Raw genomic sequence first — 24,724 nt, 5'->3', positions numbered from 1 at the left:
CGGAGACCGTACGTACGGGGGCATGGAAGTGGGGGGCACCCGACTGGTTTCGGTGCCCCCCACTGCGATGGTGCTACTTGCGGCCGGCGTTGATCCGCTCGGCGTGCTCCTGGAGCGACATCACCCCGACCTCGTCGCGCAGCAGCCGGTCGATGCCCTGGACGGCCGCGCCCATCGCCTGGACGGTGGTCAGGCAGGGCACCGCGCGGGCCACGGCCGCGGTGCGGATCTCGTAGCCGTCGAGACGGCCGCCGGTGCCGTACGGCGTGTTGATGATGAGGTCGACCTCACCGTCGTGGATCAGCTGGACGATGGTCCGCTCGCCGTTCGGGCCCTCGCCCTCGCTGTGCTTGCGCACCAGCGTGGACGGGATGCCGCCGCGCTGCAGCACCTCGGCGGTGCCGGCGGTGGCGAGCAGCTCGAAGCCGAGGCCGACCAGCGCCCGGGCCGGGAAGACCAGGTTGCGCTTGTCGCGGTTGGCGACCGAGACGAAGACCTTGCCCTTGGTCGGCAGCGCGCCGTAGGCACCGGTCTGCGCCTTCGCGTACGCGGTGCCGAAGACCTTGTCGATGCCCATGACCTCACCGGTCGAGCGCATCTCCGGGCCGAGCACGGTGTCCACCCCGCGGCCGTGGATGTCGCGGAAGCGGCTCCACGGCATCACGGCCTCCTTGACCGCGATCGGCGCGTCGGCGGGCAGCGTGCCGCCGTCGCCCTCGGCCGGGAGCAGGCCCTCGGCGCGCAGCTCGGCGATGGTGGCGCCGAGCGAGATCCGGGCGGCGGCCTTGGCCAGCGGCACGGCGGTCGCCTTGGAGGTGAACGGGACGGTCCGGGAGGCGCGCGGGTTGGCCTCCAGGACGTAGAGGATGTCCCCGGCCAGCGCGAACTGGATGTTGATCAGACCGCGGACGCCGACACCGCGCGCGATGGCCTCGGTGGAGGTGCGCAGGCGCTTGATGTCGAAGCCGCCGAGGGTGATCGGGGGCAGCGCGCAGGCGGAGTCGCCGGAGTGGATGCCGGCCTCCTCGATGTGCTCCATGACGCCGCCGAGGTAGAGCTCGGTGCCGTCGTAGAGCGCGTCGACGTCGATCTCCACCGCGTCGTCCAGGAAGCGGTCGATGAGCACCGGGTGCTCGGAGATCAGGCCGGCGTGCCGCTCCAGGTACGAGGCGAGCGAGGCCTCGTCGTAGACGATCTCCATGCCGCGGCCGCCGAGCACGTAGGACGGGCGGGCGAGCACCGGGTAGCCGATCTCGTCGGCGATCGCCTTGGCCTCCGCGAAGGAGAAGGCGGTGCCGTGCTTGGGCGCCGGCAGGCCGGCGTCGCGCAGGACGCGGCCGAAGGCGCCGCGCTCCTCGGCGAGGTCGATCGCCTCGGGCTGGGTGCCGACGATCGGCACGCCGTTGTCCTTGAGCGCCTGGGCCAGGCCCAGCGGGGTCTGGCCGCCGAGCTGCACGATCACCCCGGCGAGCGGGCCGGCCTGCTGCTCGGCGTGGACGATCTCCAGCACGTCCTCCAGGGTGAGCGGCTCGAAGTAGAGCCGGTCGGAGGTGTCGTAGTCGGTGGAGACGGTCTCCGGGTTGCAGTTGACCATGACGGTCTCGTACCCGGCGTCGGCGAGCGCGAAGGAGGCGTGCACGCAGGAGTAGTCGAACTCGATGCCCTGGCCGATGCGGTTCGGGCCGGAGCCCAGGATGATCACGGCGGGCTTGGTGCGCGGGGCGACCTCGTTCTCCTCGTCGTAGGACGAGTAGAAGTACGGGGTCTTGGCGGCGAACTCGGCGGCGCAGGTGTCGACGGTCTTGAACACCGGGCGGATGCCGAGGGCGTGGCGCACCTCGCGGACCACGTCCGGCCGCAGGCCGCGGATCTCGCCGATCTGCTGGTCGGAGAAGCCGTGCCGCTTGGCGTGGCGCAGCAGCTCGGGGGTGAGCTCCTCCGCCGCGGCGAGCTCGGCCGCGATCTCGTCCAGCAGGAAGAGCTGGTCGACGAACCACGGGTCGATCTTGGTGGCCTCGAAGACCTCCTCCGGGGTGGCGCCGGCCCGGACGGCCTCCATCACGGTGTTGATCCGGCCGTCGGTCGGCACGACCGCCTTGGCCAGCAGCTCGGCCTTGTCCCCCACCGGGCCGGCCCAGGAGAACTGGGAGCCCTTCTTCTCCAGCGAGCGCAGGGCCTTCTGGAGCGCCTCGGGGAAGTTGCGGCCGAGGGCCATGGCCTCGCCGACGGACTTCATGGTGGTGGTCAGCGTGGCGTCGGCGCTCGGGAACTTCTCGAACGCGAACCGCGGGACCTTCACCACGACGTAGTCGAGGCTCGGCTCGAAGGAGGCCGGGGTCTCCTCGGTGATGTCGTTGGGGATCTCGTCCAGGGTGTAGCCGACGGCCAGCTTGGCGGCGATCTTGGCGATCGGGAAGCCGGTGGCCTTGGAGGCGAGCGCCGAGGAGCGGGAGACGCGCGGGTTCATCTCGATGACGATGACCCGGCCGTCCTCGGGGTTGACCGCGAACTGGATGTTGCAGCCGCCGGTGTCGACGCCGACCTCGCGGATCACGGCGATGCCGATGTCGCGCAGGATCTGGTACTCGCGGTCGGTGAGGGTCATCGCCGGGGCGACGGTGATCGAGTCACCGGTGTGCACGCCCATCGGGTCGAAGTTCTCGATGGAGCAGACGACCACGACGTTGTCGTGCTTGTCGCGCATCAGCTCCAGCTCGTACTCCTTCCAGCCGAGGATGGACTCCTCCAGGAGCACCTCGGTGGTCGGCGAGAGGGTCAGGCCCTGGCCGGCGATGCGGCGCAGGTCCTCCTCGTTGTGGGCGAAGCCGGAGCCGGCGCCGCCCATGGTGAAGGAGGGGCGCACGACGACCGGGTAGCCGCCGAGCGTGTCGACGCCGGCCAGCACCTCGTCCATGGTGTGGCAGATGACCGAGCGGGCGGACTCGCCGTGGCCGATCTTGGCGTTGACGGCCTCGACGACGCCCTTGAACAGGTCGCGGTCCTCGCCCTTGTTGATCGCCTCGACGTCGGCGCCGATCAGCTCGACGCCGTACTTCTCCAGCGTGCCCGCCGCGTGCAGCGAGATCGCCGTGTTCAGCGCGGTCTGGCCGCCCAGGGTCGGCAGCAGCGCGTCGGGGCGCTCCTTGGCGATGATCTTCTCGACGAACTCCGGGGTGATCGGCTCGACGTAGGTGGCGTCGGCGATCTCCGGGTCGGTCATGATCGTGGCCGGGTTGGAGTTGACCAGCACGACCCGCAGGCCCTCGGCCTTGAGGACCCGGCAGGCCTGCGTACCCGAGTAGTCGAACTCGGCGGCCTGGCCGATCACGATCGGGCCGGAGCCGATCACCAGGACGGACTTGATGTCAGTGCGCTTAGGCACGCTGGCCCTCCATGAGCTTCACGAAGCGGTCGAACAGGTAGGCGGCGTCGTGCGGACCGGCGGCCGCTTCGGGGTGGTACTGCACGCTGAAGGCCGGGACGTCGAGCGCCTGGAGGCCCTCGACCACGTCGTCGTTGAGGCAGACGTGGGAGACCTCGACCCGCCCGTAGGGGGTGTCGCTCACCTTGTCCAGCGGGGCGTCCACGGCGAAGCCGTGGTTGTGGGCGGTCACCTCGACCTTGCCGGTGGTGCGGTCCTGCACCGGCTGGTTGATGCCGCGGTGGCCGTACTTGAGCTTGTAGGTGCCGAAGCCCAGGGCGCGGCCGAGGATCTGGTTGCCGAAGCAGATCCCGAAGAACGGGGTGGCGCGCTCCAGCACGCCCTGCGCGACGGCGACCTGGTGGTCGGCGGTGGCCGGGTCGCCCGGGCCGTTGGAGAAGAACACGCCGTCCGGGTCGACGGCGTAGACGTCCTCCAGGGTGGCGTCGGCCGGCAGGACGTGCACCTCGATGCCGCGCTCGGCCATCCGCTGCGGGGTCATCGCCTTGATGCCGAGGTCCAGCGCGGCGACGGTGAACCTCTTCTCGCCGATCGCGGGCACCACGTACGGCTCGGTGGTGGCGACCTCGGCGCACAGGTCGGCGCCCTTCATCTCGGGCGACTGCTGCACCCGGGCGAGCAGGGCGGCCGGGTCGGCCAGCGCCTCGCCGGAGAAGATGCCGCAGCGCATCGCGCCGCGCTCGCGCAGGTGGCGGGTCAGCGCGCGGGTGTCGATGCCGCTGATGCCGACGACGCCCTGCGCGACCAGCTCCTCGTCGAGCGAGCGGCGGGAGCGCCAGTTGGAGGCGACCCGGGCGGGGTCGCGCACCACGTAGCCGGCGACCCAGATCCGCTTGGACTCGTCGTCCTCGTCGTTCCAGCCGGTGTTGCCGATCTGCGGGGCGGTCATCACGACCACCTGGCGGTGGTACGACGGGTCGGTGAGGGTCTCCTGGTAGCCGGACATGCCGGTGTTGAAGACCGCCTCGCCGAAGGTCTCGCCGAGGGCGCCGTAGGCCTGTCCGCGGAAGGTCCGGCCGTCCTCCAGGACGAGCACGGCAGGCACTCGTTCCCGCCGTTGGCGCTGCGTGGTGGGGGCAGGTGCGGTCATTGCGCGGCCTCTTCCGTCTTCGTCTTCGTACGTGTTGCGAGTTGGGCGACCGCCTCGACCCAGGCGGCGTGCTCATCGGGGTGGTCGGCCCGGAAGCCGGAGTCCAGCTCGATGGTGCCCATGGGGGTCCCCCCGGCCGAAGGCTGGGGGAGCGTCCAGGTGACGACGAGCAGTCCGGAGGGGACGACCTTGCCGGCGATCCCGGAGTCGGTGCGGGCGCCGGTCAGGTGCCCGGCCGGGATCCAGAAGTCCTCGGCGCCGGGGCGCTGCACCAGCAGGCCGTCCTCGCCGAGGGTGAGGTCGGCGCGGCTGCGGGTGCCCAGGCCGTGGGCGACGACCCGGTCGAGCCAGTTCCCGGCGGTGGTCGTGCCGTGGTACCGGCCGCTGGTCTCCAGGATGGTGCGCCCGGCACGGGCCGGCACGGCCGGCAGCGGCGGGATGCCGGACTGCAGGGTGCGCCGCCAGTTCCAGCCCTGGCGCATCAGCCAGTAGACGAGGCCGATCACGATCAGCAGGCCGACGGACCAGCCGATGTAACCGGGCCAGTTGGTGACCCTGGCCTGCTCCTGGGCGAGCGCGGCGTGGTCCATCACCGCGTGCCGTCCTGCTCGGCGAGCTCACCGGCCAGCACGGTGGCGCGGCCCCGCAGGAAGGTGGCGTGCACCCGTCCGGGCAGGTCCAGGCCCTTGTAAGGGGTGTTGCGGCTGCGGGTGGCGAAGCTGTCCGGGTTCACGGCACCACGGTACGCGGGATCGAACAGCACCAGGTTGGCCGGCTCACCCACCGAGATCGGCCGGCCCTGGCCGCTGAGACGGCCGATCCGGGCCGGGCGGTGCGACATCCGGTCCGCGACGCCCTCCCAGTTCAGCAGGCCGGTGTCGACCATGGTCTGCTGCACGACCGACAGCGCGGTCTCCAGGCCGACCATGCCCATCGCGGCCACGGCCCACTCGCAGTCCTTGTCCTCGGCCGGGTGCGGCGCGTGGTCGGTGGCGACGGCGTCGATGGTGCCGTCGGCCAGCGCCTCGCGCAGCGCCTGGACGTCCGCGGCGGTGCGCAGCGGCGGGTTCACCTTGTACACCGGGTCGTAGCTGCGGACCATCTCGTCGGTGAGCAGCAGGTGGTGCGGGGTCACCTCGGCGGTGACGTCCCAGCCCTTGGACTTGGCCCAGCGGACGATCTCGACCGAGCCGGCCGTGGAGAGGTGGCAGACGTGCAGCCGGGAGCCGACGTGCGCGGCGAGCAGCACGTCGCGGGCGATGATCGACTCCTCGGCGACGGCCGGCCAGCCGCCGAGCCCGAGCTCGCCGGAGACCTGGCCCTCGTTCATCTGGGCGCCCTCGGTCAGCCGCGGCTCCTGGGCGTGCTGGGCGACGACGCCGTCGAAGGCCTTGACGTACTCCAGGGCGCGGCGCATCAGCACCGCGTCGTCCACGCACTTGCCGTCGTCGGAGAAGACCCGGACGCCGGCGGCCGACTCGTGCATCGCGCCGAGTTCGGCGATCTTCTTGCCCTCCAGACCGACGGTGACGGCGCCGACCGGCTGCACGTCGCAGTAGCCGGCCTCCTGGCCGAGCCGCCAGACCTGCTCGACCACGCCGGCGGTGTCGGCCACCGGGGTGGTGTTGGCCATCGCGTGGACGGCGGTGAAGCCGCCCATCGCCGCGGCCTGGGTGCCGGTGAGCACGGTCTCGGCGTCCTCGCGTCCGGGCTCGCGCAGGTGGGTGTGCAGGTCGACCAGGCCGGGCAGGACGATCAGGCCGCCGGCGTCGATCTCGATGTCCGCCTCGACCGTCAGGCCGGTGCCGATCTCCTTGATCACGCCGTCGGCGAGGTGGAGGTCCTGCGGGGCGCCGCCCAGGATCTCGGCGTTGCGGATCAGGTAGCTGACCGTGTCGCTGGTTCGCTCGCTGCGCTCGTTCACTGGGCGGTCTCCACGGAGTCGGTACGGGGGGCGTCGGCGGGGGCGTCGGCGAAGACGGCGCCGCCGAGGAGCAGGTAGAGGACGGCCATCCGGACGGAGACGCCGTTGGCGACCTGCTCGACCGCGGTGCAGCGCGGCGAGTCGGCGACCTCGGCGGTGATCTCCATGCCGCGGACCATCGGGCCGGGGTGCATCACGATCGCGTGGTCCGGCAGCTGGGCCATCCGGCGGCCGTTCATGCCGTAGCGACGGCTGTACTCGCGCTCGGTCGGGAAGAACGCGGCGTTCATCCGCTCGCGCTGCACCCGCAGCATCATCAGCGCGTCCGTCTTGGGCAGCACGCTGTCCAGGTCGTAGCTGATCTCGCAGGCCCAGTTCTCGATCCCGATCGGCAGCAGCGTGGGCGGGGCGACGAAGGTGACCTGCGCGCCGAGGGTGTTCAGCAGGTGGACGTTGGAGCGGGCGACCCGGCTGTGCAGGACGTCGCCGACGATGGTGACCCGGCGCCCGTCCAGCCCTCGCCGAAGGGCGTTCGCCGCCGGTCCCGGGTTGAGGTGGCGGCGCATGGTGAAGGCGTCGAGCAGCGCCTGGGTGGGGTGCTCGTGGGTGCCGTCACCGGCGTTGATCACACTGCCGTGCAGCCAGTCGGACTGGGCCAGCCGGGCCGGCGCGCCGGAGGCGTGGTGGCGGATGACCACCGCGTCGGCGCCCATCGCCTGGAGGGTCAGCGCGGTGTCCTTGAGGCTCTCGCCCTTGGAGACCGAGGAGCCCTTGGCGGAGAAGTTGATGACGTCGGCCGAGAGTCGCTTCTCGGCGACCTCGAAGGAGGTCTTCGTCCGGGTGGAGTCCTCGAAGAAGAGGTTGACGACGGTGCGGCCGCGCAGCGTGGGCAGCTTCTTGACGGCCCGGCCGGAGAGCTGGGCCAGCTCCTCGGCGGTGTCCAGGATCAGCAGCGCGTCGTCGCGGCTGAGATCGGCGGCGGAGACGAGGTGGCGCTTCACGCGGGCTACTCCGGGAGGTGCGGTTCGGACGGCTGGGGGGCCAGGGCCTGCGTCGAGCGCGCGGTGAAGTCGCGGTCGCCGACCAGGACGGCGTCCACGCCGTCGCTGTCGGACAGGCGCACCTGCACGGCCTCGCGCAGCGAGGTGGGGAGGTTCTTGCCCACGTAGTCGGCGCGGATCGGCAGCTCGCGGTGGCCTCGGTCGACCAGGACGGCGAGCTGCACGGCGCGCGGGCGGCCGATGTCGTTCAGCGCGTCGAGCGCGGCGCGGATGGTGCGCCCGGAGAAGAGCACGTCGTCGACCAGGACGACGAGCTTGCCGTCGATGCCGCCGGGCGGGATCTCGGTGTGCTCCAGGGCGCGGGCGGGCTTCAGCCGCAGGTCGTCCCGGTACATGGTGATGTCCAGGGTGCCCAGCGGGATCTCGCGCCCGGTGATCTGGGCCAGCCGGCCGTGCAGGCGGCGGGCGAGGTGGACGCCCCTGGTGTGGATGCCGAGCAGCACGACGTCCTCGGCGCCCTTGGCGCGTTCGACGATCTCGTGCGCTATCCGGGTGACGACCCGGGCGATGTCCGTGCCGTCCAGCACCTGGTGCGGCGGCCGGGGCGTCGGTTCATGGTGTGTGGTCATGCCGAAGCGGACCTCCTTCCCCGCCTCACGGGACGGGTCTTAAAGGATGTCTGGGACAGCCCCCGCCGACCGGGCGCGGGCTTCGGGTCATCCTACCAGCGCGCGGGACGGCAAACAGACGTCCATCATTCCGCTTCCGGGGGTTAACACTCCGGACGCGCCGACGATGCGGGCCATTCGCACGACTGCCCCATTCGGCTTGACGCAACTACTTTACTCTACGTAACCTCACAGTGAGTTACGAGACGGACGTCGGACCCACCGGTAACGGCGTCGGCAATCGCCCGTGACCCACCACTGAACGCGAAGCAATCTCGTCCGGGGAGATCAATGTCCAGCGACTACGCGAAGCAACTCGGAGGCAAGCTCCGAGCGATCCGCACTCAGCAGGGTCTCTCCCTGCACGGTGTCGAGGAGAAGTCCCAGGGCCGCTGGAAGGCAGTCGTCGTCGGCTCGTACGAGCGTGGTGACCGTGCGGTCACCGTGCAGCGTCTGGCCGAGCTGGCGGAGTTCTACGGCGTCCCGGTGCAGGAGCTGCTGCCCGGCGGCACGCCGGGCGGTGCGGCCGAGCCGCCGCCGCGCCTGGTCCTCGACCTGGAGAGACTGACCCAGGTCCCTTCCGAGAAGGCCGGCCCGCTGCAGCGCTACGCGGCGACCATCCAGAGCCAGCGCGGCGACTACAACGGGAAGGTGCTGTCGATCCGTCAGGACGACCTGCGCACCCTGGCCGTCATCTACGACCAGTCGCCGTCGATCCTCACCGAGCAGCTGATCTCCTGGGGCGTGCTGAACCCCGACGCGCGCCGTGCGGTGCGCGAGGAGGACGCGGGCTGAGGCTCACCGCACCGGCTCCCGCCAGCGGATCCAGGCACGGCCCAGCACTCGTTCCGGTAGTGCCGACAAGCAGAAACGTCACGGCGCGGCTCCCTCGTCCGGGGGGCCGCGCCGCGGTGTCCGGCGGCGTTCCCGGGTGGCGGCCTCAGCAGACCGTGCCCAGGCTGTAGCCGGGCTGCGCCGCCACGCCGTCCAGCCGGACCGGCCGGTCCGCCGGCGCCCAGTCCTGCCCGCCGCTCGACCAGGCCCAGGAGGCCTGCAGGTACTCCCCGCAGGACGCCGCCGAGCCCTGCGAGCCGTGCAGCACCGCGACCCCCGGCAGCTCCAGGGCCAGCCCGGTGCAGAGCACCGCGCAGACCAGCTCCAGGTCCTCGTCGTTGATCCGGACCACGCCGTCCTCCCACTGGAGCACCCGCGCCGCGGCGGTCAGCGCCCCGCCGGGCGCGTCCACCCGCAGGCGCAGCTCGTACACGCCGGCGCCCGCGCCGACCAGCATCCGCCGGAAGACCTCGCCCCCGCGCTGGTAGGCGGCGCGCACCCAGGCGGTGTGCTCCTCGTCGGGCGCGCCCGCGCCCCCGTACAGGCCCCCGTCGAGCAGCAGGTCGGCGTGGCAGAGCGTCAGCCCGTTCTCCCGGGCGCGCACCAGTCGGGGCAGGAAGTCCCCGGCCAGCTCCTCGCCCTGGTAGGCGAGCAGCTGGGTCTGCAGCGCCGGGTTGGCCAGGTAGCGGTCACGCGCGGCGGGCTCGGCCGGGTCCAGCCCGTGCAGCACGCAGAACTCCTCGAAGTCCTGCGGGTGGAACATCCGGGCCCGGACGCTGTCGAACCGCTCCAGCGCCTCGGCCAGCAGGTCGGCGGTGTCGGCCAGGTAGCGCTCGTGGTCGGGGGCGTCGCAGACCCCCCAGGCGCGGGCCCGGGCGAAGTCCGCGGCGTTGGTGAGCACCCCGATGACGAACGCCTGCTCGGCGCCCTCCGCCCGCCGCGGCCGGTGCGACGCCCGCACCACGGGCCGCGAGCCGCCGGCGGTGCAGTCGGAGTTACGGCGGGCGCGACCCTTTTGACTCATCGATGGCTCCTGGCTTCGGCGTCGGCGGTGAGGGTGACGGTCAAGCGGCGGGCTCGCCGCTTGACCGTCTTCATCCCCATCCGCGCGCGCCGCACACGTACGGCGTGTCACAGGAATGTAACCACCGGTAATGCGGAGCCCGGGGGGTCAGGCCTGCCGGGGCGCCCGGGCCAGCTGACGGGACTGCGCGACCAGGCGGCCGGACTCGTCCCAGACCTCCGCGTCCTCCTCGAAGTAGCCGCCGGCCAGGTTGCGCGTCGCGTGGGTGACCCGCAGCCAGCCGGGCACCGGCCTGGCGCGCAGGTGCACGGTCAGCTCGACGGTGGGGGCCCAGCCCGGCAGGCCGAGGTCGAAGGTGACCGGCGGCAGCGCGTCGGCGACCAGCAGGAGCAGCAGCGGGTCGGGCTCGCGGCCGTCGGCGAGCCGGAACCAGCCCTGGATCCGCCCGTTGCCGGAGGGCTGCCCGAGCGCCCAGCCGATGGTGGCCGGGTCCAGCCGGAGGTCGAACCGCTCCAGCAGGGCGGCCTGGGCGATCAGCTCCTTGGGCGCGTGTTCGACGCCGACGCACTGGTCCGGCGGCGGCAGCTGCGGCGGCCGCGCGCTGGTGCGCACCTCGCCGTCGGCGGCGGCGAGGTCGCCGTGGCTGGCCACCACGCGCAGCCGCTCGACGCCGTCCTGGCTGAGCGAGGCGGTGCCGGTGGACAGGCCGCGGCCGGTGCGCAGCACCTCGGTGCGGACGGTGGCCGGGCCGGGGGTGGAGGCGGACAGGTAGTAACCACTGATCGACACCGGGTCCGGGTGGGTGCCGTGCTCCAGCGACAGCGCGTGTCCGGCCACGGCGAGCAGCAGTCCGCCGTTCACCCCGCCGCCGATCTGCCAGCCGGCGCCGAGCTCGGCCTCGTAGCGGCCGGCCTCCTCGGGGTGCCTGGTCAGGGCGATGCCCTGGTCGAACTCGCTGCGGATCGCCGTGGTCATGTGGGGGGACCTGCCCTTCGCGCGTGCTTCCGGACGTCAAGTTACTGACGAGTAGGAACCACCCTACGCCGCCCGGGTGAAACGCGGAACGGCCGCCGGACACCTGTTCGGGTCCGACGGCCGTCCGGGAGGTCGATCCGCCTACCGGCGGATGCCCGGCTTCAGCTCCAGGAAGCGGGCGAGCATGCCGTTGACGAAGGCCGGGGAGTCGTCCGTGGAGAACTCCTTGGCGATCTCGACGGCCTCGTCCAGGACGACGGCGTCCGGGACGCCGTCCTCCCAGATCAGCTCGTACGCGCCGAGCCGCAGGACGTTGCGGTCCACGATCGGCATCCGGTCGAGCGTCCAGCCCACGGCGTACTGCTCGATCAGGTCGTCGATGCGACGCGCGTGCTGGACGTACCCCTCGATGAGCTCCATGGTGTACTCACCGACCTGCGGGGTGCCCTCGTCGGGCTTGGGCTCGCGGGCGCGGGCCACCCAGTCGGCGAGGACCTGCTGCGGGTCGACCCCGCGGTGGTCGGCCTCGAAGAGGATCTGGAAGGCCCGGGTACGGGCCTTGCTGCGTGCGGCCGACACGGACTTACTTCACCCGGCCGAGGTAGCTGCCGTCGCGGGTGTCGACCTTGACCTTCTCACCGGTGGTGACGAAGAGCGGCACGGCGATCTCGGCACCGGTCTCCAGGGTGGCCGGCTTGGAGCCGCCGGTGGAGCGGTCGCCCTGGACGCCCGGCTCGGTGTGGGCGATGGTCAGCTCGACCGCGGCCGGGAGCTCGATGTACAGGACGGCGCCCTCGTTGGTGGCGACCAGGGCCTCGAAGCCCTCCAGCAGGTACTTGGCGGCGTCGCCGACGACCGACGGCTCGACGGTCAGCTGGTCGTAGGTGTCCATGTCCATGAACACGAAGTTCTCGCCGTCCTTGTACGAGAACTGCATGCCGCGCTTGTCGACGTTCGCGGTCTCGACCTTGGTGCCCGCGTTGAAGGTCTTGTCGACGACCTTGCCGGTCAGGACCTCCTTGAGCTTGGTACGCACGAAGGCCGGGCCCTTGCCGGGCTTGACGTGCTGGAACTCGACGACGGACCAGAGCTTGCCGCCCTCCAGCTTGAGGACCATGCCGTTCTTGAGATCGTTCGTGGAAGCCACGGGCGCACTAACTCCTGTATAGCTGTCAAGGAACCAAGGGTTTGCGTCCTGCCGCCCGCGGCCCCCGGGGGCCGCGGTCACAGGGCGAGGAGCTCCTTGGTGGTGATGGTGAGCAGCTCGGGCCCGCCCTCCTCGAGGGGGCGCACGACGAGCGTGTCCTCGATCCGGACGCCGCCCTTGCCCGGGAGGTGGACTCCTGGGCCGACGGTGACCGGCACGCGGCTGTCCAGTTTACCCATGTCCGCCGGGCCGAGGCGCGGCGCCTCCCGCATCTCCAGCCCGATGCCGTGGCCCACCGGGTGCGGAGAGGCCTCGGCGTGGCCGGCCGCCTCCAGGACCTGCCGGGCCGCCCGGTCGGGTACGCACTGCTCCACGCCCGGTCCGAGTGCCTCCCGCCCGGCCCGCTGGGCCCGGAAGACCAGCCGGTGCAGCTCCACCTGCCAGGGCGCCGGCGCGGCGCCGATCACGAAGGTGCGGGCGGTGGAGACGCCGTAGCCGCGGTACTGGGCGCCCATCACCACGGTCAGGAAGTCGCCCTCCTCCACCCGGCGGTCGGTCGGCTGGTGGGCGGCCTGGCCGGAGTGGCTGCCGGTGCCGACCGAGACCGGGAAGGCCGCCCGGTCGGCGCCGTGGTCGATCATCCGGCGCTCCAGCTCCATCGCCAGGTGCCGCTCGGTGCGGCCGACCAGGATCGACTCCAGCAGCTCGCCCAGCGCCTGGTCGGCGATCTCCGCGGCGATCCGCAGGTCCGCGATCTCGCGCTCGTCCTTGACCACCCGCAGCCGCTCGACCGTCTGGCCGAGGTCCACCAGCCGGGCCCCCTCGGTCAGGCCGGCCACCGCCCGGTGCCGGGTGACGGTCAGGTCGTGCTCCTCCACGGCCAGGCCCGACACCCCGGACCGCGCGGCGGCGGTCGCGGCGGCCAGTGCGGTGTCCGAGCCGGCCGCCACCGGCAGCCTGGTGACGTCCGGAGCGATCAGGTGCTCCCCGGAGTCGTCCGGCGGCAGGTCGTCCGGCAGCGCGAGCAGGGCGCGCTCCCTGGTCAGCAGCAGGCTCGCCCCGCAGGGCGCGCAGCCCGTCAGGTACCGCACGTTCGCCGCGCGGGTGATCAGCGCCGCATCGGCCCCGGCCGCACTGCAGTGCTCCCTCACCCGCTCCCGCCGCCCCGCGTACGCATCCGCCATGCGTCGAGCCTACGAACCCCCGGCCCGAAGCGCCCGCCGAGCACCCCCGGCCGAACCCCCGGTGCTCCTTGCGCGCCCCCCGCGCGACCGCGCCGTCACCTCCGGGCGCGCGCCGTGCGCCCCGCCCCCGCCCGGGGCCGTGCCGCGGCCCCGGGGACGACCCGCGGGACGGGTGCTCAGGCCTCCTGGCCCGGCGTCCAGCGCTGCTCGACCCGGGCGAGCTTCCAGTACCCGATCGCGATCGCCCAGACCAGCACGAACAGCCCGGCGATGCCGTAGCCGACGTTGTCCAGCGAGATGTCCGCGATGAACCCGGAGACCGGGTCGGTCAGGTCGAGCTTCTCGTGCAGCACCCCGACCAGCTCGATGGTGCCGATGACGAAGGCGACCGCGATCGACAGACCGGTGATGGTCAGGTTGTAGTACACCTTCCGGACCGGGTTGGCGAAGGCCCACTGGTACGCGAAGTTCATGAACGTCCCGTCCAGGGTGTCGAACAGGCTCATCCCGGCCGCGAACAGCAGCGGCAGGCAGACGATCGCGTACCAGGGCAGCCCGGAGGCCGCGCCCGAGCCGGCCATCACCATCAGGGTGACCTCGGTCGCGGTGTCGAAGCCCAGGCCCAGCACCATGCCCACCGGGAACATCTGCCCCGGTCGGGTGATCGACCGGGTCGCCCGGTTCAGCACCCGGGCCATGAAGCCGCGCGAGTCGAGGTGCGCCTCAAGCTCCCGCTCGTCGAACTGCCCGGCCCGCATCGCCCGGAACACCTTGAGGATGCCGAGCAGTGCCGCCAGGTTGAGCGCGCCGATCAGGTAGAGGAAGACGCCCGAGGTGGTCGTCCCGATCATGCCGAGCCACTTGTGGGTGGTCGACTCGTCGTCCATCAGCGTGTTCGCCAGCTGCGCGCCGCCCGCCACCAGGGCGGCCATCACGACCACCATCGAGGAGTGCCCGAGGGCGAACCAGAACCCCACCGAGACCGGCCGCTTGCCGTCCGCCATCAGCTTGCGGGTGGTGTTGTCGATCACCGCGATGTGGTCGGCGTCGAAGGCGTGCCGCATGCCGAGGGTGTACGCGGTGATACCCAGGCCCACCCCGAAGGCCTGGGTACCGACCGCGTACCGCTCGGGTGCGACCAGGAAGACGAGCGTCCCGAAGGCCACCACGTGCATGGCCAGGATCACCCCCATCAACCCGGCCGTACGGATGGTGTCCTCGCGCCGCCACCGGAAGCTCGGCAGCGCGGAGGGGGCCGTCTTCGCCCCGGTGGCGACGGTTTCGGGCAGGGTCATCTGCGGATCACGCTCCAGCACCTCGTGGAAAACCTCGTGAGATGCCGTGGCCGGTCTCCTGGCTGACGGGACGCCCGTACCCGCCTTCCCAGGCGCGCGGGGCGCCCAGTGGCTTCATGGGTACGGACGACGTTCCTCCGTGGGCGGAGGAACGACCCGATCACAGTGGCGAGGGCCGCTCCGGGCTGGGATCCCTGAGGATCCGTCACCGGTCTTCCCGAGCACCACGGCGGGGAACACCGTAGGGGCCGGGCCCCACGGGTGCAAGGCTGCGCACCTGCGCAGGTGTCCAGGATCACAGGGCGCCGCCTGCAAGAATGTCCGCATGCATCTCGTACCGGCCGACCGCGCGGGCCACCGCACCATCGACGGGCACCGGGTCTGCGAGGCCATCGCCGCGATCGGCGAGCCCGCGCACGTCCGGTCCTGGGCCGAGCGGTTCTCGCTGCTCGCCGACCCCGGGCGGCTCGCCCTGCTGCTCGCCCTCCACCGGGCCGGCCCGCTCGCCGTCACCGACCTCGCGGTCGCCACCGGCATGCGCGACCCCGCCGTCTCCCAGGCCCTGCGGCTGCTCCGCACGGCCGGCGTGGTGACCGGCGACCGGGACGGACGGGTGGTGCGCTACCGGCTCGTGGACGAGGCCATGCGCCCCCTCCTCGACGAGTGCACCGCCGCCGAGCACCACGAGCCCACCGCGGCCGCCGGCTGACACCCGCAAACCCCGGCCGGGACCGGGCCCGACCAGTACGATCATGGTGTGCCGTCCCATCCCCACGTCTGGCCCGCCGACCGCTGGAACACCCGACCGGTCAGGGCCCGCGTGCTGGCGGTCGCCCGCACCCTCACCTCGGCCACCCGGGTCCTGGACGTCCTCACCCTGCTGAGCCCGGACGGCATCGAGCGGTACTTCACCGTCAACCCCGGCTCCGCCTTCGCCGACCGCGCCCTGGACGAGTACCTGCGCGGCCTGCCCGGCTTCACCGTGCTGGACTGGGAGGACGCCGTCCGCCGCCGCTTCGACCTGGCCGTCGCCTGCGCCGTCCACTCCTCCATGCACCGCCTGGACGCCCGCCTCGTCGTCCTCCCGCACGGCGCCGGCTACAACCGCCTGGTCACCGAGTCGACCGGCGACACGGTCACCGCCGCCGGCCTGTCCCGCAACGAACTCACCCACCGCGGACGGGTGTTCGTGGACGTCCTCGGCCTTTCCCACCCCGAGCAGCTGGACCGGCTGCGGGACTCCTGCCCCGAGGCGCTGGACGTCGCCCGGGTCGTCGGCGACCCGTGCTTCGACCGGATGCTCGGCAGCCGGCGCTCCCGCGACGGCTACCGCGCCGCGCTCGGCGCCACCTGCGGCCGACGGCTCGTCGTCGTCAGCTCCACCTGGAGCGAGCACTCGTTATTCGGCCGCCGCCCCGACCTCCCCCAGCGGCTGGTCCGCCGGCTCCCCGCCGACGAGTACACGGTGGCCGTCGTCCTGCACCCCAACGTCTGGAGCCGCCACGACCCCGAGGCGCTGCTCGACGGCGCCCGCCGGATGGGCCTGCGCCTGATCCCGCCCCACCAGGGCTGGCAGGCCGCGCTCGTCGCCGCCGACTGCGTGATCGGCGACCACGGCTCGGTCACCGTCTACGGCGCCGCCCTGGAGCGCCCCACCGTGCTCGTCGCCACCGGCGCCGCCGAACTCGACCCGCGCTCCCCCGGCTACGCCTTCGGCCAGGCCGCGCCCGTCCTCGACCCGGACGGGGACCTCGCCGCCCAGCTCGAACTGGCCCTGGCCCAGGACCCGGCCGGCCTGAGCGGCGTCACCGGCCGCTCACTCGCCCACCGCGGCGAGTCCGCCCGGCTGCTGCGCCCGCTGCTCTACTCCTTCCTGGACGGACTGGACGAACCCGGGGACGAGCCGGCCCTGCCGCCCTACCCCAGGCCGCTCCCCGCGACCACCGAGGGGCCCACCGCGTACGACGTCGAGGGCAGCAGCGACGGCACCGAGGTCAGCCTCCGGCGCTACCCCTTCGCCCCGGACGGCCACCCCCCGCGCGGCTTCCACGCCCTCACCGACGAGCACCCGGGCGACGCCCTGCGCTACACCGCCGAGGTCCTCGCCCGCACCGAGGCCCACGCCGAACGCCCGGCCACCCGCTGGCTCGCCGACACCGCCGCCGAACTCCCCGGCCTGGCCGTCGCGGTGGCCGCCCTCGGCCCGGCCCGCCACCTGCTGCGGCTGCGCACCGGCCTGCTGCTGGAGGCCCGCGCCGAACCGGACTGGGACCGCCCCGACCCCGGCATCGACCCGCTGCTGCTCGGCTCCGCCGTCGCCACCTGGCTCGCCGACGGCGGCGAGCCGGCCGGCCTCGCCGAGCACGGGCTCACCGTCCGCACCGGCGAGCACCGCGCCCGGGTGTCGTTCCGTACCAGGTCGTAGCCGTACCGGTCCCTCGGCCCGTCCCGGGTCCTGGCCGTACCGGGGTCCTACTCCGACAGCTCCCGCAGCCGCGCCCGGCTGCGCTCGGCCAGCTCCGCGTCGTCCAGCTCCTCGGCGAGGGAGACGATCAGGGTGTGCGCCTGCGCCTCCTTGGCGTACTGGCTGCGCTCCCTGGCCTGCCGGGCGCAGTCGTCCGCGTGGGCGACGGCGAGGTCCAGCTGTCCGAGGGCCCGGTGCGCCCTGGCGCGGACCAGCGGCAGCTTCATCAGCATGTCGTCGTCCCCGGTCCGCCCGGCGTGAGCCGTGGCCTCGGCCAGCAGGGCCAGCGCCTGCTCCGGACGGCCGTCGGCGATCAGCGCCTGCGCCAGGTTGTAGCTCTGGACGATCTCGCCGTGGTCGTCGCCCCGGTTCTCCGCCAGGGCCAGGGTGAACCGCCGCACCGCGTCGGCCGGGCGCCCGTCGGCCAGGCAGAGCAGCCCGTCCGTCTCGTAGAGCACCCCCACCACCTGGCGCTCGGTCACCAGCGGCACCTGCTCGGTGGCGAGCGCCAACTGCTCGGCGGCGAGCCGGTACTCGCCGCGGTCGACGTGGGCGCGGGCGAGCTGGTTGCGCATCCGCACCACGGCCGCCGGCCGGTTGTCCCACTGGGCCGACTCGACGCCGAGCCGGTGGGTGGCGATCCAGTCCTGGTACAGCTTGCGGCCGTGGTAGAGCGGCCAGAGCGACTCGCAGAGCCGCCACACCTCGCCGTGCCAGCCCTGCTCGGCCGCCTCCGCCACCACCGCGCGGAAGTTGGCGCGTTCGGCGTACAGCCACTCCAGGGCCGCGGCCCCGGAGGCGAAGCGGGGCAGCTCGTCACCGCTCGGGTCCTGGAGGCGCAGGCGATTCCCGGCCATCGCGCGGTCGGCGGCCGACGCCCGGCCCCGGTAGTACGCCACGACCTCGGCGAGGAGGGGCCCGCGGTCCGGCAGCTCCCGGGTCCGGCCGTAGGCGTGCAGCCGCACCACGTCGTGGGCCCGGAAACGGTCCTCGCGGTCGCCGTCCACCACCTCGTCCAGCAGGTGGGCGCCGCGCAGCTCCCCGATCGCCCGCTCGGCCCGCTCGACGCCGACCGCGCGCGCCAGTTCGGCGGACACGAAGGGGCCGGGGTGCACGCCGACCAGGTGGTAGAGCGCCCGGCCCTGAGCCGACAGCCGTTCGTAGACCAGGTCGTAGGTCGCGCCGAGATCGCTCTCCTCGTCCTCCAGCATCGCCAACCTGCCCTCGCGGTCGTGGAGTTCGGCCACCACCCGGCCGACCGGCAGGTTGTCCCGGTCCAGCAGCTGGCTGCCGACCGCGTTCAGCGCGAGCGGCAGCCCGCCGCACAGCTCGACCAGTTCCGCCAGCTCCCCGTCGGTGCCCCGCCCGGAGCCGACCCAGCCGCGCACCAGCTCGGCGCCCGCCGTCGCGCTCAGCGGCCCGAGCCGGCGCACCTCGGCGCCGTCCACCGCAGCGCGGGCAACCGCCGCCGGCTCGCGACCACCACCAGCCCGCCGGACGGGAGCAGCGCGCGGACCTCCGCGGCGTGCTCGACGTTGTCCAGGAAGAACAGGCACCGGCGCCCGGCGGTGGCGGTGCGGAACGCCGTGAACCGCTCGGCCTCCACGGCCGGGGGCTCGGTGCCGAGGGCGCGCAGGAAGCCGGCCAGCAGTTCGGGGAGGTCCACCCCGCCCTGGTGCCGGTAGGCCTTCAGGTCGGCGTAGAGGTCCCCGCCCGGGAAGTGCTCCCGGTGGTCCTCGGTGAACTTGGCGATCAGTTCGGTCTTCCCGACCCCGCCGAGGCCGGTGAACACCACGACCCCGAGCCCGTCCTCCTCGACCCGGCGCAGCGCGGCGGCCAGTGCGGCGATCTCCGGCTCGCGGTTGACGAACGGGCCGTGCGGCGCGCGCACCTGACGGGGCCTCGGCACCTCCCGCGGCTGGTGGAGGTGGAGCGTCCCGATGTTCCCGGCCTGCACCAGGTGGCCGCCCACCGTGGCGCCTGACACGGTGTTGGCCACCTCGTGCCGTTCCATCCGCCTGCTCCCTCCGGCCGGTCGGCCCCAGCCTACGGGCTGGGCGCCGCACCGGTGGGGCACTCGGATGTCACCGGGGGGTGATCTCGCCCATCTCCGCCCAGCCGTCCATGCCGGGGATCTCGGTCGACACGATCCGCGGCTTGGCGGCCACCGCGTAGGACAGGTCCTCCATGGCCTTGGCGAAGTGCGCGGACTCCACGTGCTCCCGGCCCGCGTCGCCGTCGCGGAACGCCTCGACCAGGACGAACTCGTTGGGGTCCTCGACGCTGCGGGACCACTCGAAGAAGATGTTGCCGGGCTCGTCGCGGGTGGCCCGGGTGAACTCGTCGACCAGGTCGAGCCAGCCGTCGACGCGCTCGGGGCGGACCGGGAACTTGACCGTGATGAAGATCATGGGACTTCCTTTCGCTGCACGTTCACACGTGGCAGTACCGGTAGGGACAGGCTGCTCGGCGAGCACGCCGACCATCGTCGCAGGTCAGAAAGGTCGTATGCGACACGGGGGCAGCGTCGGCACGCGGCGGCGCGGCACGGCCGGGCCCGGTCAGGCCGCCTGGCAGGCCGGGCACCAGAAGAGGTTGCGGGCGGCGTGCTCCTCCGTCCGCACGTCGGTGCCGCAGACCAGGCAGGGCATCGCGGCCCGCCGGTAGACGTACACCTCGCCGCCGTGGTCGTCCACCCGCGGCGGGCGGCCCATCGCCTCGGGGGTGTGCTCGGGACGGACGGTGTCGATCCGGCCGGCCGTGACGCCCTCGCGCATCAGGGCGACCAGGTCGGCCCAGATCGCGTCCCACTCCCGGCGGGTGAGGTCGCGCCCGGCCCGGTGCGGGTCGATGCCGTGCCGGAACAGCACCTCGGCCCGGTAGACGTTGCCCACCCCGGCCAGCACCTTCTGGTCCATCAGCAGCGCCGCGACGGTCGTCCGGCTGCCCGATATCCGGCGCCAGGCGGTGTCCGGGTCGGCGTCGGCGCGCAGCGGGTCGGGGCCCAGCCGGGCGGCGACGGCGGCCTTCTGCTCCCCGGTGACGAGCGCGCAGGTGTTGGGACCGCGCAGGTCGGCGTAGCCGTCCTCGTTCTCCAGCCGCAGCCGGACCAGCCCGACCGGCTCGGGCGCCGGGCCGGTGCCGAGGGTGAACCCGCCGTACAGGCCGAGGTGGACGTGCACCCAGCCGCCCTCCTCGAAGCCGAGGAACAGGTGCTTGCCGGTGGCCTCCGCCCCGGTGAGCAGCTGCCCGTCGATCACCTTGGCCTCGTCGGCGAACCGGCCCTGCGGGCTGGAGACCCGCACCGGGCGGCCGCCGAAGGCCGTCCGGCTCTCGATGGCGAGGCGGTGGATGATGTGGCCTTCGGGCACGGGCGTCGGCTCCTCCGGGCGCGGCGACAGGGACCCGTCCATCATCGCAGCCGGCACCGACAGCCCCGCGACACCGCAGCTCAGCGGACCGGGATGCCCATCAGCCGGGCCAGGATGACCCGGTCCAGCTCGGCGGCCGTCCCGGCGACGTCCAGGTAGGAGTTGTCGATGATCGGCAGCCCGGAGTTGTACCAGCCGGCCATCCGCCCGTGGATGCGGGCCACCTCCTCGTCCCCGAGGCGGCGGTTGCCGCTGCGCCGGGCGTTGCGGCGCAGCACGGAGTCCAGGCTGGGCAGCAGCACGACCGGGATCATGCCGGGGCCGATGTGGCGCTTCCAGCCGCCGAGGCCGATCGCGGGGCGGTCCGGGAAGACGGCGTCGTCGATGATGCAGGAGATCCCGTTGGCCAGGTAGTTGCGGCAGGCGAAGCCGCAGGTGCGGCGGGCCAGCCGGTACTGCGCCTCGGAGGCGTTGTTCCAGCCGGACTGCGGGTTGGCGAACCCGGACTGCACCCACTCGCGGACGTCGTCCAGGCTGATGTGCGCGGTCGGGCCGGGCCGCCGCTCGGCCCAGTGGCGGGCGACAGTGGTCTTGCCCGCCCCGGCCGGTCCGATCAGCAGGACGGCGATCGGCCCGGCGGGCGCGTGGTGCTGCGGCGGGTGGGCGGGCAGCTGGACGGGCGCGCCGGACGGCAGCACGAAGTGCCCGGTGCCCCCGGCGGGCACCGGTGCGCTCGGCACCGGACCAGCCGGCGCGGCCGCGGGGTCCGGAGCCGGACGGGCGGCGGGCCCGGGAGCCGCCGGGGCGGTGGGCGCCGGACGGACCGGCGGCGGAGACGGCGGGGAGACCGGCGCCCCCGACGACGTCCCCCGGGTACCGCCCACCGGCGGCACCGGCGGGGCGACAGGACGCGGCGGGACCTGCCCACCTCCGGCGTACTGCGTCACGACACCTCCCGACACCTCTCAGCGGGGACACTACACGGCGGCCCGGCGGCGGGCACAGTCCGCCGCCGGGCCACCGCCGGTACCCTCAGCGGGCGGTGAGCTGCTCGGCCAGCGCGCGCAGCGCCAGCTCGTAGGAGCCGAGCCCGAAGCCGGCGATGGTGCCGGAGGCCACCGCGGCGATCACCGACGTGTGCCGGAAGGTCTCCCGGGCGTACGGGTTGGAGATGTGAACCTCGATCAGCGGCGCGGTGCGCTGGGCCGCCGCGTCCCGCATGGCGTACGAGTAGTGCGTGAACGCACCGGGGTTGATCACCACCGGCACCCGCCCGTCGGCCGCCTCGTGCAGCCACTCCACCATCCGCTGCTCGGAGTTGGTCTCGTGCACCTCGACCTCGAAGCCGAACTCCCTGCCCAGCGCGGTGCAGCGCTCGACCAGTCCGGCGTACGAGGTGGCGCCGTAGACGTCCGGCTCGCGGCTGCCCAGCCGGCCCAGGTTGGGGCCGTTGAGCACCATCACCCTGGTCACGCCGAGACCTCCGCGTACGCGGCGACCAGCAGCGACGGGTCGGGGCCCTCCAGCACGGAGGTCTTGCCCAGGCCGTCCAGCACGATGAAGCGGATCAGGTCGCCGCGCGACTTCTTGTCGATCTTCATCGCGTCCAGCAGCTTCGGCCAGGCGTCCGCCCGGTAGCTCAGCGGCAGGCCGACCGAGGCCAGCACGGTGCGGTGCCGGTCGGCCGTCTCGTCGTCCAACCGACCGGCCAGGCGGCCGAGTTCGGCGGCGAAGACCATGCCGATGGAGATCGCGGCGCCGTGCCGCCACTTGTACCGCTCGTTGCGCTCGATGGCGTGGCCGAGGGTGTGGCCGTAGTTGAGGATCTCGCGACGCCCGGACTCCTTGAGGTCCCCGGAGACCACGTCGGCCTTGACCTGGATGGCCCGGCGGATCAGCTCGACGGTGTGCGGGCCGGCCGGCGTCTTGGCGCCCTCCGGGTCGGCCTCGATCAGGTCGAGGATGGCCGGGTCGGCGATGAAGCCGCACTTGATGACCTCGGCCAAGCCGGAGACGTAGTCGTGCCGGGGCACGGTCTCCAGGGTGTCGAGGTCGGCCAGCACGCCCACCGGCGGGTGGAAGGCGCCGACCATGTTCTTGCCCTCGGCGATGTTGATGCCGGTCTTGCCGCCGACGGCCGCGTCGACCATGCCGAGCAGCGTGGTGGGCATGGAGATCCAGCGGACCCCGCGCAGCCAGGTGGCGGCGACGAAGCCGGCCAGGTCGGTGGTGGCGCCGCCGCCGAGGCCGACGACGACGTCGCTGCGGGTGAAGCCGGTCTGCCCGAGCACCGACCAGCAGTACGCGGCGACCTCGGCGCTCTTGGCGTCCTCGGCGTTGGGCACCTGGAGCGCGATGGCCTCGTAGCCCTCGCCGAGCAGGTCCTCGCGGATCGCGTCGGCGGTGGCGGCCAGCGCCTCCGGGTGGATGATCGCGACCCGCTTGGCCCGGGCGCCGATCAGCGGCGCCAGCTCACCGAGCAGCTGGTGCCCGATCAGCACGTCGTACGGGTCGTGGCCGGCGCTGCCGCCGACGTGGATCCTGACGGTGGTGTCAGTCATGGGGGGTCTTCAGCTCCAGTGCTTCCAGTACGGCGTCCGCGACCTGCTCCGGGCTGCGCCCGGCGGTGTCGACCACGGCGGTGGCCACCTCCAGGTAGAGGGGGCGGCGGGCTTCCATCAGCTCCCGCCAGCGGGCCCGTGGGTTGACGGCCAGCAGCGGGCGCGGGGCGTCCAGGCCGACCCGCTTGACCGCGTCGGCGAGCGGGACCTCCAGGAAGACCACCGGCAGCTCGCGCAGCAGCGCGCGGGTGGCCTCGGCCGTCACCGCGCCGCCGCCGAGCGCCAGGACCCCGTCGTGCCCCTCGACGGCCGCGCGGACGGCCGCCGTCTCCAGCGCGCGGAAGTGCGGCTCGCCCTCGTCGACGAAGATGTCGGGGATGGGCTTGCCGGCCGTCGCCTCGACGTCGGCGTCGGTGTCCCGGAAGCCGACGCCCAGGCGCTCGGCCAGGACCCGCCCGACGGTGGACTTGCCACTGCCGGGCGGGCCGACCAGCACCACGACGGGGGTCGTCATCGGATGATCAGGTGGTCGAGGTAGCCCTGCACGTTGCGGCGGGTCTCGGAGACGTGGTCCCCGCCGAACTTCTCGGTCACCGCGTCCGCCAGCACCAGCGCGACCATCGCCTCGGCGACGATGCCGGCGGCCGGCACCGCGCAGACGTCCGAGCGCTGGTGGTGCGCCTTGGCCGGCTCGCCGGTGCGCACGTCCAGGGTCTGCAGCGCCCGCGGCACGGTGGCGATCGGCTTCATCGCGGCGCGCACCCGCAGCACCTCGCCGGTGGACAGGCCGCCCTCGGTGCCGCCGGAGCGGCCGGAGGTGCGCTTGACGCCCTCGGCGGTCGGGACGATCTCGTCGTGGGCCTTGGAGCCCGGCACCCGGGCCAGGTCGAAGCCGTCGCCGACCTCGACGCCCTTGATCGCCTGGATGCCCATCAGCGCGGCGGCCAGCCGCGCGTCCAGCCGGCGGTCCCAGTGCACGTGCGAGCCGAGGCCCACCGGCACGCCGTACGCCAGCACCTCGACCACGCCGCCCAGCGTGTCGCCGTCCTTGTGGGCCTGGTCGATCTCGGCGACCATCGCCTTCGAGGCGTCGGCGTCCAGGCAGCGCACCGGGTCCTCGTCCAGCCGGGCCTCGTCCGAGGGCAGCGGCACCACGCCGGCCGGCGCCTTGGCGGCGGCCAGCTCGACCACGTGGCTGACGATCTCGATCCCGGCCACCTCGCGCAGGTACGCGCGGGCGACGGCGCCCAGCGCGACCCGGGCGGCCGTCTCCCGGGCGCTGGCGCGCTCCAGGATCGGCCGGGCCTCCTCGATCGAGTACTTCTGCATGCCGGCCAGGTCGGCGTGGCCGGGGCGGGGCCGGGTGAGCGCCTCGTTGCGGGCCAGGCCCGCCAGCACCTCGGGGTCGACCGGGTCGGCCGACATGACCTGCTCCCACTTCGGCCACTCGGTGTTGCCGACCATGACCGCGACCGGGCTGCCCATGGTCAGACCGTGCCGGACGCCGCCGAGGAAGGTCACCTCGTCCTGCTCGAACTTCATCCGCGCCCCGCGGCCGTAACCGAGCCGGCGGCGCGCCAGCGCGTCGGCCACCACGTCGGTGGTGACCGGTACACCGGCGGGCAGGCCTTCCAGCGTCGCGACGAGTGCGGGGCCGTGCGACTCCCCCGCCGTCAGCCAGCGCAACGTACCCAACGGAGCTCCTTCATCAGCGGACCGGACCTCGGCACCGCCGGGGCCCGCC

The 24,724-nt window shown here is 73.3% G+C and carries 24 protein-coding genes and 1 riboswitch; of the genes, 3 read left to right on the top strand and 21 right to left on the bottom strand.

The window, feature by feature from the left end:
* Window positions 1-73: 73 nt before the first annotated feature.
* The 6 genes from carB to pyrR are packed head-to-tail and all read right to left on the bottom strand — an operon-like array spanning window position 74 to window position 8,086.
* A complete protein-coding gene (carB, locus tag ACFY0X_RS09035; RefSeq protein ID WP_387750951.1) occupies window positions 74-3,382 on the bottom strand; it encodes a carbamoyl-phosphate synthase large subunit in 3,309 nt (1,102 codons plus the stop codon).
* A complete protein-coding gene (carA, locus tag ACFY0X_RS09030; RefSeq protein WP_387750948.1) occupies window positions 3,375-4,532 on the bottom strand; it encodes a glutamine-hydrolyzing carbamoyl-phosphate synthase small subunit in 1,158 nt (385 codons plus the stop codon). Before carA ends, carB begins: the two co-directional genes overlap by 8 nt.
* Window positions 4,529-5,122 (bottom strand): hypothetical protein, encoded by a 594-nt coding sequence (locus tag ACFY0X_RS09025; protein ID WP_387751919.1) that lies wholly within the window; start codon window positions 5,120-5,122, stop codon window positions 4,529-4,531. The genes carA and ACFY0X_RS09025 overlap by 4 nt, the downstream gene beginning before the upstream one ends.
* Window positions 5,122-6,456 (bottom strand): dihydroorotase, encoded by a 1,335-nt coding sequence (locus tag ACFY0X_RS09020; protein WP_387750945.1) that lies wholly within the window; start codon window positions 6,454-6,456, stop codon window positions 5,122-5,124. Before ACFY0X_RS09020 ends, ACFY0X_RS09025 begins: the two co-directional genes overlap by 1 nt.
* Window positions 6,453-7,457, bottom strand: a complete 1,005-nt coding sequence (locus ACFY0X_RS09015) for an aspartate carbamoyltransferase catalytic subunit (RefSeq protein ID WP_387750942.1) — start codon at window positions 7,455-7,457, stop codon at window positions 6,453-6,455. The genes ACFY0X_RS09020 and ACFY0X_RS09015 overlap by 4 nt, the downstream gene beginning before the upstream one ends.
* Before the next feature lie 5 nt (window positions 7,458-7,462).
* The gene (gene pyrR / locus ACFY0X_RS09010) at window positions 7,463-8,086 is read right to left on the bottom strand and encodes a bifunctional pyr operon transcriptional regulator/uracil phosphoribosyltransferase PyrR (RefSeq protein WP_387750939.1); all 624 of its coding nucleotides are present in this window, start codon (window positions 8,084-8,086) and stop codon (window positions 7,463-7,465) included.
* 330 nt (window positions 8,087-8,416) lie between these two features.
* On the opposite strand from pyrR, the gene ACFY0X_RS09005 reads away from it, so the two are divergent.
* Window positions 8,417-8,920 carry a transcriptional regulator gene (locus tag ACFY0X_RS09005; RefSeq protein WP_030240641.1) on the top strand — a complete coding sequence of 168 codons (504 nt, stop codon included), beginning with the start codon at window positions 8,417-8,419 and terminating at the stop codon, window positions 8,918-8,920.
* Between the two features lie 145 nt (window positions 8,921-9,065).
* Here ACFY0X_RS09005 and ACFY0X_RS09000 read toward each other — a convergent pair whose 3' ends face one another.
* From ACFY0X_RS09000 to ACFY0X_RS08975, 6 genes are all read right to left on the bottom strand, one after another.
* Window positions 9,066-9,983, bottom strand: a complete 918-nt coding sequence (locus tag ACFY0X_RS09000) for a hypothetical protein (RefSeq protein ID WP_387750936.1) — start codon at window positions 9,981-9,983, stop codon at window positions 9,066-9,068.
* A 147-nt stretch (window positions 9,984-10,130) separates the two neighbouring features.
* Window positions 10,131-10,958, bottom strand: a complete 828-nt coding sequence (locus tag ACFY0X_RS08995) for a thioesterase family protein (RefSeq protein ID WP_387750933.1) — start codon at window positions 10,956-10,958, stop codon at window positions 10,131-10,133.
* 141 nt (window positions 10,959-11,099) lie between these two features.
* A complete protein-coding gene (gene nusB, locus ACFY0X_RS08990) occupies window positions 11,100-11,537 on the bottom strand; it encodes a transcription antitermination factor NusB (RefSeq protein ID WP_316520206.1) in 438 nt (145 codons plus the stop codon).
* A gap of 4 nt (window positions 11,538-11,541) precedes the next feature.
* Entirely contained in the window at window positions 11,542-12,105 is a 564-nt protein-coding gene (gene efp / locus ACFY0X_RS08985) for an elongation factor P (RefSeq protein WP_387750929.1), read from the bottom strand.
* A 77-nt stretch (window positions 12,106-12,182) separates the two neighbouring features.
* Window positions 12,183-13,289 (bottom strand): M24 family metallopeptidase, encoded by a 1,107-nt coding sequence (locus tag ACFY0X_RS08980; protein ID WP_387750926.1) that lies wholly within the window; start codon window positions 13,287-13,289, stop codon window positions 12,183-12,185.
* Window positions 13,290-13,465: 176 nt separating this feature from the next.
* A complete protein-coding gene (locus ACFY0X_RS08975) occupies window positions 13,466-14,584 on the bottom strand; it encodes a HoxN/HupN/NixA family nickel/cobalt transporter (protein WP_387750923.1) in 1,119 nt (372 codons plus the stop codon).
* 30 nt (window positions 14,585-14,614) lie between these two features.
* Window positions 14,615-14,828, bottom strand: a riboswitch (cobalamin riboswitch).
* 81 nt (window positions 14,829-14,909) lie between these two features.
* On the opposite strand from ACFY0X_RS08975, the gene ACFY0X_RS08970 reads away from it, so the two are divergent.
* Both ACFY0X_RS08970 and ACFY0X_RS08965 read left to right on the top strand, forming a co-directional pair.
* Window positions 14,910-15,293, top strand: coding sequence for an ArsR/SmtB family transcription factor (locus tag ACFY0X_RS08970; protein WP_387750920.1), 384 nt, complete (start codon window positions 14,910-14,912; stop codon window positions 15,291-15,293).
* Window positions 15,294-15,341: 48 nt separating this feature from the next.
* Complete coding sequence (locus ACFY0X_RS08965; RefSeq protein WP_387750917.1) at window positions 15,342-17,009, top strand: hypothetical protein; 1,668 nt, start codon at window positions 15,342-15,344, stop codon at window positions 17,007-17,009.
* 47 nt (window positions 17,010-17,056) lie between these two features.
* On the opposite strand, the gene ACFY0X_RS08960 is transcribed toward ACFY0X_RS08965, so the two are convergent.
* From ACFY0X_RS08960 to aroC, 9 genes are all read right to left on the bottom strand, one after another.
* Window positions 17,057-18,496 carry a hypothetical protein gene (locus ACFY0X_RS08960; RefSeq protein WP_387750915.1) on the bottom strand — a complete coding sequence of 480 codons (1,440 nt, stop codon included), beginning with the start codon at window positions 18,494-18,496 and terminating at the stop codon, window positions 17,057-17,059.
* On the bottom strand, window positions 18,460-19,062 hold the full coding sequence (locus ACFY0X_RS08955; RefSeq protein ID WP_387750912.1) for an AAA family ATPase: 603 nt from the start codon (window positions 19,060-19,062) through the stop codon (window positions 18,460-18,462). The genes ACFY0X_RS08960 and ACFY0X_RS08955 overlap by 37 nt, the downstream gene beginning before the upstream one ends.
* Before the next feature lie 70 nt (window positions 19,063-19,132).
* Entirely contained in the window at window positions 19,133-19,459 is a 327-nt protein-coding gene (locus ACFY0X_RS08950; RefSeq protein WP_387750909.1) for a putative quinol monooxygenase, read from the bottom strand.
* A gap of 150 nt (window positions 19,460-19,609) precedes the next feature.
* Complete coding sequence (locus ACFY0X_RS08945) at window positions 19,610-20,419, bottom strand: Fpg/Nei family DNA glycosylase (RefSeq protein ID WP_387750906.1); 810 nt, start codon at window positions 20,417-20,419, stop codon at window positions 19,610-19,612.
* An 80-nt stretch (window positions 20,420-20,499) separates the two neighbouring features.
* A complete protein-coding gene (locus ACFY0X_RS08940) occupies window positions 20,500-21,366 on the bottom strand; it encodes an AAA family ATPase (protein ID WP_387750903.1) in 867 nt (288 codons plus the stop codon).
* A gap of 85 nt (window positions 21,367-21,451) precedes the next feature.
* Window positions 21,452-21,880 (bottom strand): type II 3-dehydroquinate dehydratase, encoded by a 429-nt coding sequence (gene aroQ / locus ACFY0X_RS08935; RefSeq protein WP_387751916.1) that lies wholly within the window; start codon window positions 21,878-21,880, stop codon window positions 21,452-21,454.
* A gap of 8 nt (window positions 21,881-21,888) precedes the next feature.
* Window positions 21,889-22,980 carry a 3-dehydroquinate synthase gene (gene aroB, locus ACFY0X_RS08930; protein WP_387750901.1) on the bottom strand — a complete coding sequence of 364 codons (1,092 nt, stop codon included), beginning with the start codon at window positions 22,978-22,980 and terminating at the stop codon, window positions 21,889-21,891.
* Complete coding sequence (locus tag ACFY0X_RS08925) at window positions 22,973-23,494, bottom strand: shikimate kinase (RefSeq protein ID WP_387750899.1); 522 nt, start codon at window positions 23,492-23,494, stop codon at window positions 22,973-22,975. The genes aroB and ACFY0X_RS08925 overlap by 8 nt, the downstream gene beginning before the upstream one ends.
* Window positions 23,491-24,675 (bottom strand): chorismate synthase, encoded by a 1,185-nt coding sequence (gene aroC / locus ACFY0X_RS08920; protein WP_387750896.1) that lies wholly within the window; start codon window positions 24,673-24,675, stop codon window positions 23,491-23,493. The genes ACFY0X_RS08925 and aroC overlap by 4 nt, the downstream gene beginning before the upstream one ends.
* Window positions 24,676-24,724 lie beyond the last annotated feature (49 nt).

The organism is Kitasatospora sp. NPDC001547 (genome assembly GCF_042894165.1).
Taxonomy (GTDB): Bacteria; Actinomycetota; Actinomycetes; order Streptomycetales; family Streptomycetaceae; genus Kitasatospora.
The sequence above is the reverse complement of the archived record's forward strand: the minus strand, read 5'-3'. Positions and strand labels throughout refer to the sequence as shown.

What these genes read in the sequence shown, in the direction of transcription:
- ACFY0X_RS08975 (WP_387750923.1), bottom strand. Translation starts at nt 14,584, where the DNA reads ATGACCCTGCCCGAAACCGTCGCCACCGGGGCGAAGACGGCCCCCTCC.
- pyrR (WP_387750939.1), bottom strand. Translation starts at nt 8,086, where the DNA reads ATGACCACACACCATGAACCGACGCCCCGGCCGCCGCACCAGGTGCTG.
- ACFY0X_RS08970 (WP_387750920.1), top strand. Translation starts at nt 14,910, where the DNA reads ATGCATCTCGTACCGGCCGACCGCGCGGGCCACCGCACCATCGACGGG.
- ACFY0X_RS08995 (WP_387750933.1), bottom strand. Translation starts at nt 10,958, where the DNA reads ATGACCACGGCGATCCGCAGCGAGTTCGACCAGGGCATCGCCCTGACC.
- ACFY0X_RS09005 (WP_030240641.1), top strand. Translation starts at nt 8,417, where the DNA reads ATGTCCAGCGACTACGCGAAGCAACTCGGAGGCAAGCTCCGAGCGATC.
- ACFY0X_RS09025 (WP_387751919.1), bottom strand. Translation starts at nt 5,122, where the DNA reads ATGGACCACGCCGCGCTCGCCCAGGAGCAGGCCAGGGTCACCAACTGG.
- ACFY0X_RS08950 (WP_387750909.1), bottom strand. Translation starts at nt 19,459, where the DNA reads ATGATCTTCATCACGGTCAAGTTCCCGGTCCGCCCCGAGCGCGTCGAC.
- aroB (WP_387750901.1), bottom strand. Translation starts at nt 22,980, where the DNA reads ATGACTGACACCACCGTCAGGATCCACGTCGGCGGCAGCGCCGGCCAC.
- aroQ (WP_387751916.1), bottom strand. Translation starts at nt 21,880, where the DNA reads ATGGTGCTCAACGGCCCCAACCTGGGCCGGCTGGGCAGCCGCGAGCCG.
- carA (WP_387750948.1), bottom strand. Translation starts at nt 4,532, where the DNA reads ATGACCGCACCTGCCCCCACCACGCAGCGCCAACGGCGGGAACGAGTG.
- ACFY0X_RS08955 (WP_387750912.1), bottom strand. Translation starts at nt 19,062, where the DNA reads ATGGAACGGCACGAGGTGGCCAACACCGTGTCAGGCGCCACGGTGGGC.
- ACFY0X_RS09000 (WP_387750936.1), bottom strand. Translation starts at nt 9,983, where the DNA reads ATGAGTCAAAAGGGTCGCGCCCGCCGTAACTCCGACTGCACCGCCGGC.
- ACFY0X_RS08980 (WP_387750926.1), bottom strand. Translation starts at nt 13,289, where the DNA reads ATGGCGGATGCGTACGCGGGGCGGCGGGAGCGGGTGAGGGAGCACTGC.
- ACFY0X_RS08925 (WP_387750899.1), bottom strand. Translation starts at nt 23,494, where the DNA reads ATGACGACCCCCGTCGTGGTGCTGGTCGGCCCGCCCGGCAGTGGCAAG.